This window comes from Sorangium sp. So ce406 (genome assembly GCF_051474675.1).
Classification (GTDB): Bacteria; Myxococcota_A; Polyangia; order Polyangiales; family Polyangiaceae; genus Sorangium; species Sorangium cellulosum_G.
Genome location: NZ_CP150340.1, coordinates 10,711,979 through 10,725,656, shown reverse-complemented (window position 1 = coordinate 10,725,656; position 13,678 = coordinate 10,711,979). Strand labels below are relative to the sequence as shown.

Annotated in this window: 11 protein-coding genes; 5 read left to right on the top strand and 6 right to left on the bottom strand. The window is 72.1% G+C overall.

What is annotated here, in order from left to right; translation table 11 throughout:
* Positions 1 to 12 precede the first annotated feature (12 nt).
* Positions 13 to 2,202: an ATP-binding protein gene (locus tag WME96_RS40275; RefSeq protein WP_437286867.1), complete on the top strand. Its 2,190-nt coding sequence runs from the start codon at positions 13 to 15 to the stop codon at positions 2,200 to 2,202.
* Between the two features lie 482 nt (positions 2,203 to 2,684).
* Entirely contained in the window at positions 2,685 to 2,903 is a 219-nt protein-coding gene (locus WME96_RS40270; RefSeq protein ID WP_437286866.1) for a hypothetical protein, read from the top strand.
* 232 nt (positions 2,904 to 3,135) lie between these two features.
* Here WME96_RS40270 and WME96_RS40265 read toward each other — a convergent pair whose 3' ends face one another.
* Positions 3,136 to 4,386, bottom strand: coding sequence for a VWA domain-containing protein (locus WME96_RS40265; protein WP_437286865.1), 1,251 nt, complete (start codon positions 4,384 to 4,386; stop codon positions 3,136 to 3,138).
* A gap of 220 nt (positions 4,387 to 4,606) precedes the next feature.
* Here WME96_RS40265 and WME96_RS40260 point away from each other — a divergent pair, with 220 nt between their 5' ends.
* Complete coding sequence (locus WME96_RS40260) at positions 4,607 to 6,133, top strand: ATP-binding protein (RefSeq protein WP_437286864.1); 1,527 nt, start codon at positions 4,607 to 4,609, stop codon at positions 6,131 to 6,133.
* Here WME96_RS40260 and WME96_RS40255 read toward each other — a convergent pair.
* The 5 genes from WME96_RS40255 to WME96_RS40235 all read right to left on the bottom strand — a co-directional run bounded on the left by WME96_RS40255 (position 6,089) and on the right by WME96_RS40235 (position 11,487).
* Entirely contained in the window at positions 6,089 to 6,715 is a 627-nt protein-coding gene (locus WME96_RS40255) for a UPF0158 family protein (protein WP_437286863.1), read from the bottom strand. The genes WME96_RS40260 and WME96_RS40255 overlap by 45 nt on opposite strands.
* 219 nt (positions 6,716 to 6,934) lie before the next feature.
* Positions 6,935 to 8,320: a sigma-54-dependent transcriptional regulator gene (locus WME96_RS40250; RefSeq protein ID WP_437286862.1), complete on the bottom strand. Its 1,386-nt coding sequence runs from the start codon at positions 8,318 to 8,320 to the stop codon at positions 6,935 to 6,937.
* Positions 8,317 to 9,777: a sensor histidine kinase gene (locus tag WME96_RS40245; RefSeq protein WP_437286861.1), complete on the bottom strand. Its 1,461-nt coding sequence runs from the start codon at positions 9,775 to 9,777 to the stop codon at positions 8,317 to 8,319. Before WME96_RS40245 ends, WME96_RS40250 begins: the two co-directional genes overlap by 4 nt.
* Positions 9,778 to 10,087: 310 nt before the next feature.
* Positions 10,088 to 10,402: a hypothetical protein gene (locus WME96_RS40240; RefSeq protein WP_437286860.1), complete on the bottom strand. Its 315-nt coding sequence runs from the start codon at positions 10,400 to 10,402 to the stop codon at positions 10,088 to 10,090.
* A 752-nt stretch (positions 10,403 to 11,154) separates the two neighbouring features.
* Positions 11,155 to 11,487 (bottom strand): putative quinol monooxygenase, encoded by a 333-nt coding sequence (locus tag WME96_RS40235; RefSeq protein WP_437286859.1) that lies wholly within the window; start codon positions 11,485 to 11,487, stop codon positions 11,155 to 11,157.
* Between the two features lie 156 nt (positions 11,488 to 11,643).
* Between WME96_RS40235 and WME96_RS40230 the strand changes: the two genes are divergently transcribed.
* Both WME96_RS40230 and WME96_RS40225 read left to right on the top strand, forming a co-directional pair.
* A complete protein-coding gene (locus tag WME96_RS40230) occupies positions 11,644 to 12,570 on the top strand; it encodes a LysR family transcriptional regulator (protein ID WP_437286858.1) in 927 nt (308 codons plus the stop codon).
* Between the two features lie 135 nt (positions 12,571 to 12,705).
* Positions 12,706 to 13,659: an extracellular catalytic domain type 1 short-chain-length polyhydroxyalkanoate depolymerase gene (locus WME96_RS40225; protein ID WP_437286857.1), complete on the top strand. Its 954-nt coding sequence runs from the start codon at positions 12,706 to 12,708 to the stop codon at positions 13,657 to 13,659.
* Positions 13,660 to 13,678: the final 19 nt, after the last annotated feature.

Genomic DNA, 13,678 nt, shown 5'->3' with positions numbered 1-13,678 from the left:
ACGGAGCCCATCGTGTCCTCCGCTCCCGCGACGACCAGCATCCTCCTGGTGGATGACCAGCCGGAGAACCTGGCAGCGCTCAAGGCGATCCTCGCCGACGAGAGCTACCGCCTGGTCACCGCGGCGAGCGGCAAGGACGCGCTCCTCAGGATCCTGTCCGAGGACTTCGCGGTCCTCCTGCTCGACGTGCGGCTGCCCGACATCGACGGGTTCGAGGTCGCCTCGCTGGTGAAGCAGCGGGAGCGGTCCCGCCACACGCCGATCATCTTCCTCACCGCGGCGACCGACGATCTGTCGGCCATCTACAAGGCGTACGCCGTGGGCGGCGTCGACTACCTGCTGAAGCCGCTCGAGCCGGAGGTCGTGCAGGCGAAGGTCGCCGTCTTCGTCGAGCTCCACCGGCGCGGCGAGCAGATCAAGGAGCAGGCGGAGCTCCTGCGAAAGGCCGAGCAGCGGCGGCGCGACGCGGAGGTCGAGGAGCTCCGGCGCGCCGCGCAGGCGAGGTACCAGAACCTGGCGGACGCCATCCCGCAGTGCGTCTTCACGGCGAAGCTCGACGGCGCGATCGACTACGTGAGCTCGCGCTGGCTGGAGTACACGGGGCTCGCGTTCGACGCGCTCCGGGGCTGGGGCTGGCAGGCCGCGGTGCACCCGAACGACCTGAACCAGTTCGTGAACAAGTGGCGTCGCTGCCTCGAGTCGGGCGAGCCGTTCCAGGGCGAGTGCCGCCTCCGGTCGGTCCACGGCGTTTACCGGTGGCACCTCTGTCAGGCGGTGCCGGAGCGGGACGCCTGGAAGCGGGTGGTCGGCTGGCTCGGCAGCTTCACCGACATCGACGACAGCAAGCGCCACGAGCAGGAGCGCATCCACCTCCTGACCCGCGAGCGGGCGGCCCGCGCCGAGGCCGAGGCCGCGGTGCGCCGCTCGGAGCTGCTCGCCGAGGCGTCGAGCTCGTTCTCGGCCTCGCTCGACGAGGACAGCGTGGCCAGGTCGCTGACCCGCCTGGTCGCGGAGCGCATCTGCACCTGGTGCGTGCTCGACCTGCGCAAGGACGGCGGCGCCCGCCGGGTCGCCGCCGCGCACCGGTCCCGCGAGGCGGCGCGGTTCGCCGAGCGGTTCGTCCCGCGGGAGCTCGCGCTGGCCGGGGACGGCATCGCCGCGGTGCTGACGACCGGCCGGCCCGACCTGCGGGTCGAGTGCGCGCCGCGCGACGTCGCCCAGGCGCTCGACCCCGAGGATCCGGCGGTGGTCCACGAGCTCGGCGCGAGCAGCTACCTGTGCGTTCCGCTCGTGACGCGCGGCAGCGTGCTCGGCGCGCTCAGCATGGTCTGGGTGGAGCCGGGCGAGCGCTTCGATCCCCCGGATTTCGCGGTCGCCCTCGACGTCGCGCAGCGCGCGGCGCTCTGCCTCGAGAACGCCCGCCTGCTGCGCATGACGCGGGAGGCGGTGCAGGTGCGCGAGGACTTCGTGGCGGTCGCCTCCCACGAGCTCAGGACGCCGCTCAGCGCGCTGGTCTTGCAGATCCAGGGCCTCACCCGCGCCCTCTCCCGGCCGGGCGCCGCGCTGCCGGTGGACCAGGTGCTCGCCAAGCTGTCCCAGGCCGACGGGCAGATCGACCGGCTCACGCGCCTCATCGACACGCTGCTCGACGTGGCGCGCATCAACAGCGGTCAGCTCGAGCTCTGCCTCGAGGACGTGGACCTGTGCGACGTGGCGCGCGACGTGGCCTCCCGGCTCGAGTCCGAGCTGGAGCGGGCGGGTTGCACGCTCCAGATCGAGATCCCGGAGCGGGCGGTCGGCCGGTGGGATCGCCTGCGCATCGACCAGGTGATCACCAACCTGCTCATGAACGCCATCAAGTACGGGCGCGGCAAGCCGATCCACCTGCGGATCACGGTCGACGGGCGGTCCGCGGTGCTCCAGGTGATGGATCAGGGCATCGGGATCGCCCAGGAGTACATCGGCCGGATCTTCGGGCGCTTCGAGCGGGCGGCGCCGACCAGCTCGTACGGGGGGCTGGGCGTCGGGCTGTACATCGTGGATCAGATCCTCCGGGCCCATGGGGGAACGATCCAGGTCGAGAGTGCCCCAGGGATGGGGGCGAGGTTCCAGGTGGCGCTGCCGCTCCCACCCCGGTCGGCCGGCCCGGACGGCGCGCTCGGCGAGCGCTCCGGGTCGCCGTGGACCGGCTCTGCGAGCTGAAAAGCCCTGTTTTCCCGGGTCTAGCCCGCGTTTCCCGGCCGGCGCCGCGCTGCCGTGCTGCCGCCGCGTTGCGCCACGGTTGCAACCGGTGGTTTCAACCGTGAAAGGCGCCGCACGGCCATCCCGGGGAAAAGGGCGATGCCCGACTCAGGCCGTCGTTGGCCTGCATCGTGCAACATCCCCGTGACAGAGCGCCCGGTGCGACACCCGGGACAATCCCTCGTCGATCACCACGGAGACACGGAGGCACGGAGCAAACCCAGACCCGTGCCTTCGTGCCTCCGTGGTGCCTGCATGCGTGCGTCCGTCGAGAGAGGCGGAAGGCGAGTGGAACTCCCGGGTGGACAAGTTCACGTCCGGACGGGCGCTCCAGGGCTCGTGATCCTGGCGTTGTGACGCTGCGTAAACGATCGAAACAGTTTATAGGTGATGAGTCCTCCGCTGCACGACGTGATCGATCCGCCACCACATCGGTAGTTCAAGTGAAACTTTCAATCAGCCAAGTCGGCTTCTCGATCAGCGCCGTGGGCAGCACTGGTCCTCTTCTGGTCGAGTCGCCCGCGCGGGACGAGGTGGTTCGCTCGGCCGGCACCCGCCGCCGCGCCGCCGCGGGCTCTGCCCGGACCGCCACGCCGCGGAAGCGCGCCGCTGCCCGGCGGACGGAAGAGCGCGCCTCGAAGGCGCTCCGCGCCGCGCGCTGACGAGCGCCGCGCCGCTCGGGCCGTCCAGGGCGCGGTGACGCCCGCGCCGTCAGCCGAAACGCAGCGGATACGCAGCGGATACAGCGCCGATACGGAGCCGATACGCAGACAGAGCGCGCAGCGGCGCGCCGTCTGCCCCCGAGAGAGGGTCACGGGGGCACAGAGGACGCAGAGGAGGAGAGAGAGCCTCTGCGTCCTCTGTGCTTCTGTGATCCCGGGCCGCGCGGGGCGCTCACCGCGCCTCGGCGCCGAGCAGCGGGCCGAGGTCCTGACCTCGCATGAGCCGCTCCACCACCTTGACGAGGAGCTTTGGCGTGCAGCCGAAGCACGGGGTCCCGAGGGCAGCGAGCTTCTGCGCCATCTCGTGGTCGTACGAGGGCTTTCCGCCGTCCGACAGCGCCAGCAGGCAGATCGACTTCACCTTGCTGTCGGCGAGCTGGCGCATGCGGGCGACGAGCTCCTCGGCGTTGCCGCCCTCGAACAGGTCGGTGATCAGGATGAGCAGCGTCTTCTCGGGTCGCTCGATGAAGTTCGCCTGGGCGTAGGCCACGGCGCGGTTGATGTCGGTGCCGCCGCCGAGCTGCGCCGTGAACAGCACGTCGACCGGATCGACGAGCATCGGAGTCACGTCGACGACCTCGGTGTCGAAGAAGAGCAGCCGGGTGCGGAGGACGTCGAGCGACGCGAAGATCGCGGCCATGATGGAGCTGTAGACGACGCTCTCGCCCATCGAGCCCGACTGGTCGACGAGGATGGCGACGTCCCACTCGTGCCTTCGCGTCTGGTTCGCCCAGAAATAGAGCTTGTCCGGGACGAGGCGGCGCCGCTCCGCGTCCCACCCCTTCAGGTTCTTGCGGATGGTGCGCTTCCAGTCGAGGTTCCTGAGGACGCGCAGCGGGCTCGTCGTGTTCCGGCGCAGCGCGCCGAGGACGGCGGTGCGGACCTCGGACTCGAGCGCGCGCCGCACCTCCTCGACGACCTCGCGCACGATCTGCCGGGCGGTCTCCCGCGCGGCGTCGGGGATGAGGCCTTTGGCGCTCATGAGGGTGGCGACGAGCTCGACGTTCTTCTCGAGGAACGGCAGCGTCTCGGGCTCGAAGAGCAGCTGCGTCAGCCCCTTTCGCTCGATGGCGTCCTTCTGGACGAGGGCGACGACCTCGTGGCTGAAGAACTCCCGCACGGCGGAGAGCCACTCGGGCACGTACGGCCGCGAGCCGCCGAGGTTGCCGGCCCGCTCGTCGTAGATGAACGACAGCGCCTTGTCGAGGTCGCCCAGCCGCCGCGGGTCGACGTCGAGCGCGGGCGCCGCGCCGCCGAGCCCGCCCAGGGACAGGCGCGGGTCGACCCGCTCGGCCTCGGGCCCGAGCGCGAGCCGCCAGCGCAAGAGCGCGTCGCGATCGCTGTCGGTGAGGTCGTCCGGCGCGCCGGCGGGACCAGCGGGCGAGGCGGGCGGCGGGGGCTTGCGGGGGGTGCGCGCGGGCATCGCGCGTAGTGTCGGGGAAACGGGGATCACCGTCCAGAGGACCGAGCCGACCGGGGCACGACGCGCCCGTGAGGCCGGCGCGGAGGCGCGGAGGCGCGGGGAGCGCCGCGGGCGCGCCGCGCGTATCGCTCGCTGTCTCGATGTGCTCTGTGCCTCTGCAGTTCGATCTCTCCATCGAGGCGACGTTGCATCCGGCGCGGATCCGAACCAACGCAGGAGGATGGGACGGAGAACTCCGCGGGGCCCGAGCTGGCTCCGTTTTCCGCGGCCCGTGCGCCTGAGCGCGCTCCTCGGGGCCGCCACGCTTCTTCTCACGAGCGTGGCCATCGTGGTCGCCGGCGCGCTGATGGTCGCGTCGACGACCATGCAACAGGCCACCAGGATCCTCGGCGCCACGGTCGAGAGCGTCCGGCTCGTGGAGCGGCTGGAGATCGACCTCCTGCTCGACGCGCAGCAGAGCGGCCGCGCGCTCGGCGCCGACCGCGGGGAGCTGGCCCCCTCCCTGGCGGCGTGGGAGCGCGACCTGAGGAGCGGCCTCGCGGCGGCGCGCGGCCACGTGAGCAGCCCGGAGGAGGGCGAGATCCTCGAGCACGCGGAGCGGCGCGTGGAGGACTACCTCGCCCGGCGCCGCGCCGCCGACGCCCGCGAGCTCCCGTCGGCGCCCGGCGCGCGCGATCCCGCCCTGCTCGGCGTGCACGATCCCGCCCTCGACGAGGCGTTCAGGGCGCTCGATCGCCTGGTCGAGATCAACCTCGAGCAGGCCCGCGCGTCGGAGGCGCTCGTCGCGCACCTGGCCCGGCGCACGACGGGCGCCGGCGTGGCGGCGGTCGTGTTCTTCCTCGCGGGCGCTTCCACGGTCCTCCTCAGCGCGCGGCGGCTCATCTACCGCCCCGTCGTCGCGATCCAGGAGGCGATCGGGCGCTACGGCGCGGGCGACCGCGCCGCGCGCGCGCCGCTGATCGGGCCGCGCGAGCTCGGGGAGATCGCGCGCGCCTTCAACGACATGGCGGAGTCGCTGGAGCGCCAGCGCGAGGCGCAGTTCGCGTTCCTCGGCGGCGTGGCCCACGACCTCAGGAACCCGCTGTCGGCGCTCCGGATGTCCGTGCACGTCCTCGACCTCGACAGCCTGCCCCCGGCGTCGAGCGTGCGCCGGACCATGGCGCTCGTCGGGCGGCAGGTCGACCGGCTCGAGCGCATGGTGGGGGACCTCCTCGACGCGTCCCAGATCGAGGCCTGCAAGCTCGATCTCCGGGTGGAGGAGCGCGATCTGCGCGACCTCGCGCAGGAGGCGGTGGACCTCTATCGCCCGGTCTCGCCGGAGCACCCCATCGAGCTGTCGCTCCCCGAGGCACCGGTGCTCATCCCCTGCGACGCGACCCGGATCGCGCAGGTGCTGAACAACCTGCTGTCGAACGCGCTCAAGTATTCCCCCGCCGGGGGGCAGATCGACGTGGCGGTCCGCGCCGGCGGCGATGGGGCCGAGATCGCCATTCGCGATCGAGGGCTCGGGATCGAGCCCGCGGAGCTGGCGCACCTCTTCGAGCCTTTCCGTCGACTCAAGTCCTCGTCTGGATCCATCCCGGGCACGGGCCTCGGCCTCACGGTGGCGAAGCGCATCGTCGAGGCGCACGGCGGCCGGCTCCTCGTCGAGAGCCGTCCCGGCGCCGGCTCGGTCTTCCGGATCGAGCTGCCGCGCTCGCCTTCAAGGGAGGAGGCGGACGGCCCGCGCGGCGTCGCCCATGGATGAGTCCGCGGGGATCCGCAGCGCGGAGCGCGCCGCGCGCAGGAACTCCGCGAGCGACGTCAGCGCGTGGAGGTCCTGGGGAGAGAGGCTGTCCGCCGCGGCGTAAAGCTGCTGGCGGGCCGCGTCGGCGGAGCGGGATCTCGGCGGCTCGGAGCGCGCGTCCGGCCGCGCGTGCTCGAGGGCGACGGGCGTCAGGCCGCGGGCGTGAAACCACCGGAGGATGGCGACCCGGATCTGCTCCTGCCGGAAGGCGCGCCAGCGGCGGAGCTGCTCCGGTCTGGACGAGAGCGCGGCCTTGAACCGCCGGAACGACCCTGGGCCCTGCATGCTGTGCAGGAGCGCCAGCCGGAACTCCAGATCGTCGACCGTCGGAATGAACGCCTCCAGCCATCGATACTGGTCCCGAGCGGCGATGGCCTCGATGAGCACGCACCCCGGATCCTCCTCGATGCGCGCGCGCGTGGCGGGATCGACGAGCCGCTCGTTCAGCCGGAGCACGGCGCCGGTGTCGAGGTGGAGGAAATGGCGCACGCCTCGAGCGATGTTGTCGAAGGCGTTCGCGAGCGCGATCCAGTCGACTGGCACTCTCCGACCCGGAGCGGCAGGCTCCGCTGTGGTGTGGCTCATGTTCGCGCCCGGTTTTCAGGCAGCTCTCATGCCACGAGCGCAGATCGTGCGCGCCCGCGCGCGGCGCTGCCGATCGCGCGGCGGCGCGGGTGTCGCGTTCTGCAACAGCGCGAGGGACGAGCGGAGTCGCCGCCGCGAGGCGCTCTGGGCATCACCTCCGGCGCGACGCCGGGCGGGTCACGGCTTCGGGTCGCTCGCGCGCCCCGCGCGCAGGCCGTACCGTTCGAGCTTCCGGTACAGGGTCGCTCGATCGAAGCCCAGGATCTGGGCTGCCTGGCTCTTGTTTCCGCTGACCACCTCCAGGACGCGCAGGATGTAGCGCCGCTCGACCTCCTCCATGGGGACGAGCTCGGTCGGGTCGTCGCTGGAGACCAGGACGTGGGAGCTCCGGTAACTCCGTATCTTCTCGGGGAGATCGTCGACGGTGATCTGATCGTACCGCGCGAGCGCGACCGCCCGCTCGATGCAGTTCTGGAGCTCGCGGACGTTGCCGGGCCACGCGTAGGCGACGAGCTTCTCGGCCGCGGGCGCCGAGAGGCCCTTGATCGGCCGCTCCTTGACGGTCGCGAAGTGCTCGAGGAAGCGCTGCGCGAGCAGGAGCACGTCGGCGCCGCGGGAGCGGAGCGGCGGCAGATCGACGTGGACGACGTTGATCCGGTAATAGAGGTCCTCGCGGAAGCGGCGCTCCTCGATCGCGGTCTCGAGGTCGCGGTTGGTCGCCGCGATGAGCCGCACGTCCACGGGGACCTCCTCGTCCGCGCCGACGGGCCGGACGACGCGCTCCTGGAGGGCGCGCAGGAGCTTCGGCTGGAGCACGACCGGCAGCTCGCCGATCTCGTCGAGGAACAGGGTGCCGCCGTGGGCCCGCGCGAACAGGCCGCTCCTCGGCCCCTTGGCGTCGGTGAAGGCGCCCCGCGCGTGGCCGAACAGCTCGCTCTCGAGCAGGGCGTCCGGGACCGCCGCGCAGTTCACCGCGACGAACGCGCCCTGGCCGCGCCGGCTGCGCTGGTGCACGGCGCGCGCGACGAGCTCCTTGCCGGTGCCGCTCTCGCCGGTGATGAGGATCGACGTGTCCGAGTCGGCGACCCGGTCGAGCAGATCGAAGACGTCCTTCATCGCCGGGCTGCCGCCGAGGATCTGCTCGTAACGGTGGGAGTCGTCCACGGCGCGCCGCAGCCGGCGCACCTCCTCGCGGAGGGCGCGGTGGCGCAGGGCGCGCTCGACGGTGAGCCGGAGCGCGTCGAGCTCGAACGGCTTCGTCACGAAGTCGTAGGCGCCGGCGCGGATGGCCGACGTCGCGGTGTCGAGGCTCCCGAACGCGGTGATGACGATGACCGGCAGATCGGGCCGGTTCTGGGCGATGCGCTCGCAGAGCTCGAGGCCGCTCATGCCGCGCATGGTCATGTCGGTGACGACGACGTCGAAGTCCTCCGCGCCGAGGAGATCGAGCGCCTCGGCGGCCGACGTGCGCCACGCCGCCTGGAAGCCCCGCTTCCTCAGCCCGGCGTCGAGGAGCTCGCAGACGCCCCGCTCATCGTCGACGATCAGGACGCGTCCGCTCATGGCTTCTCCTGCGGCAGGTACATCGTGAACTGGCTCCCCGAGCCGGCGTGGCTGTCGACGTCGATCCAGCCGCCGTGCTCCTTGATGATGCCGTAGGCGACCGACAGGCCGAGCCCGGTGCCCTCGCCGACGGGCTTGGTCGTGAAGAACGGCTCGAAGACGTGCTCGAGCACGTCGGCCGCCATGCCCTGTCCCTCGTCGCGCACCGACAGCGCGATGTAGTCGCCCTCGGCCCCTCCCTGGTCGGCCGGGGGCCTCGCGCGGACGGTCTGGACACGCACCGCGATCGTGCCGCCGGACGGCATGGCCTGGATCGCGTTGACCACCACGTTCGTGAGCGCCTGCTGGAGCTGGTCGGCGTCGGCGTGGACCAGCCGATCCGGCGTGTCTCCCTCCTCGACGATCGTGACACCCTGCTTGTCCGCCAGCGGCTTCAGCATCGTGAACGTGCCGCGGACGACGCCCCGGAGCGCGGTCTCCTGCTTCTCGGCGCTGCGGCGCCGGGCGAAGTCGAGCAGCTGTCGGATGATCTGGGTCATTCGCTGCGACTGCTCGAGGATGATCTGTCCATTGCTCGGCACCTCATCGCCCGACACGTCGCCGTCGACGAGCATGCGCGCGCGCCCCGTGACGACCTGGAGGGGCGCGCCCAGCTCGTGCGCGATCCCGGACGCGAGCTTGCCGACGGTCGCGAGCCGCTCGGCGTGACGGAGCTGCTGGAGCGCGGCGATCCGCGCGGCGGCCTCGGACTCGAGCCTCTGGTTGGCCGCGGCGAGGCGGTCGCACATGGCGTTCATCTCGCGCCCGAGCTCGCCGATCTCGTCTTCCTGGCGCAGCGACAGCCGCCTGGAGAGATCGCCGGCGCCGATCCGCCGCGCCTGGTCGATCAACGTGCGCATGGGGCGTCCCACCAGCCAGACTCCGAGGCCCGTTGTAAGCAACCCACATACCAGCGTCAGCGCGGCTGTGGTGATCGCCGTGCTCAGGATCATGCTCCGGATGTACCGGCGCGCGCCCGCGAGCGACTCGGAGAGCTCGAGCGCGCCGGCGCGGTCGCCGGGCACGGGCACCGGCACGCAGGTCACGAGCAGATCCGCGTCTTTCTGGGGGATCCGGCGCACGACCGCTTGCCCGCCGGCGACGGGGACGAGCAGCTCCGGGGCCAGCCGGGGGCGATGGGGCTCGTCGGTCTGGCCGTCGAGCCAGACCCAGCGGATGTTCACCTGCTGTTCCCGCTCGTTGGCGTCTTCCACCAGGCGCAGCGCCCGCGCCGCGCCCTCGGAGCGCCACACCTCCGTGACGGCGGCCGCGAGCGCGCGGCCCATCGTGTGATGATCGCGCTGGACGTCGTTCTCGAACACCATGGCGTCTCTGCGGATCTGGACGTAGGCGCTCAGCGCGAGCACGAGGAAGACCCCGAACACGAGGGCGAGCGTCAGCTTGCGCGCGAGCTTCATGCCCGGCGTCGTAGCGCAGGTGGCGCGCGGCGCAGGCGGCGCGTCCAGCCGCCCGACCGACACCGTCGCAAAATGCGACATGCTGCGTTGTGCGGCACCCGTGTCGGCCGTCCTCGGGCGGGCCCGCGTTCGCCCGCTCAGGCTGCGGGGAAGCGAACGCGCAGCGAGCTCGGCCCGCGGTCCTGCGGGTTCGACCCGGCGTAGCTCAACGTCTGTTCGGCGAGCTCCAGCGCGGCAGCGCGAGCAGGGCGCGCAGCGACGGCTGCGCTCCGGACGAGCGGCACGGGCGCGCGTCGCGGGGCGGAGCGGGTCAGGGCGAGCCGGTGGAGGCCTTGTCCGGACAGCAGAACAGGTGATCTGGCACCAGCATGGCGCAGCCGTCCTTCCAGGGATCGTCAGGCGCGTAGTCCGTCCGGTTCTCCGCAGGATAGAAGTACGCCCTGGGCTTCGCCGGATCCGTGCAGGCGCTGTCGCGCTCCGGCGCCGCCTCGCGGTGCTTCGGCCCACCGGTGCTCCTGGAGCAGGCCGCGAGCGCGGCGCCGGCGGCGAGGAGCGCGATGAGGGCGGCGGCGGGCGCGCGCGGGGCGCGGCGGTGGTCTCGGTCGAGCGTCGGAGGCATTCCCATGGCCTCATCCTGCACCTGCCCGCGCCGCTGCGGAAGCGGCGCGTCGGGCGCGCGTCGCGAGGGGCGCCGCGCGGTCTGCCCAGCAGCTTTCCCGGGCCGCGGCGTCACACCGCCCGTCACCGGGCGCACCGGGCCTGCAAGGGGCTCGATTTGAGGCGCAGGCAGGCTGGCGGGGAGCAGCCGAGTCCGGCGCAGGCGGCCTCGAAGCTCGGATAGCAGCATCCGCCGGCAAAGACCTCCTGGCGTGCGCAGTCCGTGAAGCCCGGCGCGGGACGGGCTGGCGCCGCGCATCGCGACGGCCCCGCGGGAGGCCCGCTGTCCAGCGCGGGCGCGTCACCGGGCTCAGGTGTCCGGCCCGGAGCGGTCGCGGTCGCGGGCGCCGGGTCGGGATCGGAGGTCGACGCGTCGCCCGTGGTGGGTCCGGGAGATGGCTGCGGCGCGCCGTCGGGTAGGGGCGCCGGTGCCGGATCGAGGCCGCTCGCCGGCCCGGCGCTCGATCCAGGCGCCGGCGTGGGCGAGCGATCCGGGTCAGCGGGGAGCGGGCTCGGGCTCCGCGCGCCCGCGCAGTGCGAGAGCGAGAGAAGGAGCGGGAGGGAGAGTCCGAGAGCCAGCGTGCGCGGCATGAGGATGCTCCAGGCGATCGCGAGAGGCGGCCGATGAGGGGTCGACGCGCGAGGGTAACCTCGATATCCGTTCGACGCGACCTGATCTGTTCGGCGCGACCTGCAAAGGGGAGCGGCTCGGCGGGCCGTCTACCCTTCAGCCGTCGCGGCCGTCCCCGCCTGCCGCGCGGCGACGTCGGTCAAGGCGTAGTGCCTCATCTCCTGGATACGCTCGTAGAACGGCTTCACCTTGGCGAAGAACGACGGGAACGCCGCTGCCTTGCGGAAGCCCTGGAGGTGGCCTTGCAGCGAGTCCCAGCAGATGCGGACGACGAAGCTCGTCGGATCTTCGACGCCGCGGGAGATCTCGTAATCGAGGCAATGCGCCGAGCCGCGCAGCTCCGCCGCGGCGTCGCGGTAGGCGGCCAGGAACTCCTTCTCTTGTTCCGCGGGGATCGTGTAGCGGATGTACTCGATGATCATGGGTTGCTCTCCTCGGCTGGGGGGCAGGGGCGCGCCGCGCGGCCGCATGTGCCGTCCGGAGAGGAGAGATAGGTACCCGCGCCCCGGGCGTCGAATCGACAGTCGGCGCGGCGATCCATAGACAGCGTCGATGGATTGCCGTGCTATCCATCGACCATGCGCCTGCAGTCGGTCGACACCCACCTCGTCGTGGCGTTGCACGCCCTGCTCCAGGAGAAGAGCGTCACGCGCGCCGCGCGCCGCGTGGGCGTGACGCAGCCCTCGATGAGCCACGCGCTCGCGCGGCTGCGCGCCCATTTCGAGGACCCGCTGCTCATCCAGGTCGGCCGGCAGATGACGCTGAGCGAGCGCGCGCGAGACCTGGCCCCGCGAGCGGCCGAGGCGGTCGAGCGGCTCGAGCAGGTCTTCCGCCCGGTCGAGCGGTTCGACCCGCGGCGGTCGCAGCGCACGTTCCGGCTGGTCGCGACCGACAACCTCGAGCTGCTCGTGCTCCCGGCGCTGACCGCTTTGCTCGCCGTCGAGGCGCCGCGCGTCAACCTGCGCTGCCGGAACATCCCGGCCGACTTCGCCGAGCTCCTGCGCCGCGGCGAGCTCGACGGCAAGCTCGGGCGCGGCGGACCCGTGCCCGACGGCTGTCGCTCCACGCTGCTCGCGGCCGAGGAGATCGTCTGTGTGATGCGCCGCGGACACCCGGCGTCCCGGAGGCCGCTCACCGCGGCGCGCTACGCTGCCTGCGAGCACCTGATGGTCTCGCCGCACGGGGAGGACCACGGCGCCATCGATCGGGCGCTGGCGGAGCAGGGATTGCGCCGGCGGGTGACGCTGACCGTGTCCCATTTCCTGGTCGCCCCGTTCATCGTCTCCGGCTCCGACCTGCTGCTCACCGTGTCCGCGCGCGTCGCCGCGGCCCTGGCCCGGAGGCTCGATCTCGCGGTGCGGCCATGTCCTTTCCAGCTCGAGGGCTACACGCTGACGCTCGTCTGGCCGGAGCGCTCCGAGCACGACGAGGGCCACCGGTGGCTCCGCGACGCCATCCAGCGGGCCGTCGCCGTGGACTCGAGACCGGCTTCGCCGGGCGTGTGAGGCGCTGTCCGCGCCGACGGCGCACATCCCGTTCGCCTTCGAGCTCCTGAAAGAGGAAGCTGTGATGGATGTCCGGCCCATTGTACTGTCCTCTCTCTGGAGGGGTGCATGGGTATCGTCAGTCATGATCGATGTATGTCCGTGATGATCGCCGTCGCCGTCCTTGCCGGCTGCGGATCGCCGGAGCCGCTGGGGACGGCGGCGGAGCGCATCGTGGAGGGCGAGCGTGGTTGTTCCGGCGGGGAGGGCCCGGTGGAAGACCGCTGGATTCATGTGACGAGCGGCGGCCGCGAGCGCTCGGCCCTCCTGCATGTCCCGAGATCTCTTCACAAGAAGAAGAGGCGTGTCCCGCTGGTGCTCGACTTTCACCATTTCAATGGTACGCCCGAGGCGGAGGCCTCCCTCACGGGGCTCAGCGAGCTCGCGGGCGAGCGAGGTCTCCTGGTCGCGTATCCCGCGGGCATCGGCGGGAGCTGGAATGCAGGCCGGTGTTGCGGCCAGGCGTGGGAAGAGAGGGTGGACGACGTGGGCTTCACGCGTGACCTCATCGACGCCATCTCGGCGGAGCACCGCGTCGACCCGAGGCGCATCTTCGTGACCGGCATGTCCAATGGCGCGCTCATGGCCCACCGCCTCGGCTGCGAGCTCGCGGACAGGATCGCGGCGATCGCCCCGGTCGCCGGCGTCCTGCATGTACGGCCGGCGTCGTGCGAGCCGGCGCGCCCGATCTCCGTCCTTCATGTGCACGGGACCGGGGACGTCGTCATCCCGTACAACGGAGGCCTGGGGATGGTCCCGGTGCCCGTGTCGGGGAGCCTCAGATTCATCTCCGTGGCCGAGAGCCTCGCGATATGGCGCGATCGCGACGGGTGCGCCGGCGTCTCCCGCGTGACGTATGCGCACGGCGACACGACGTGCACGGCGTGGTCGCGCTGCGCTGACGAGGCCGAGGTCGAGCACTGCGCGGTCGCGGGGGGCGGGCACACGTGGCCGGGCGGAGGGGATCTGCCGCCGGTGTTCGGCCCGAAGAGCGAGACGTTCGACGCGAGCGAGCGGCTGCTCGACTTCTTCGAGGAGCACCCGATGTGAGAGCATGGCCGAGCAGACG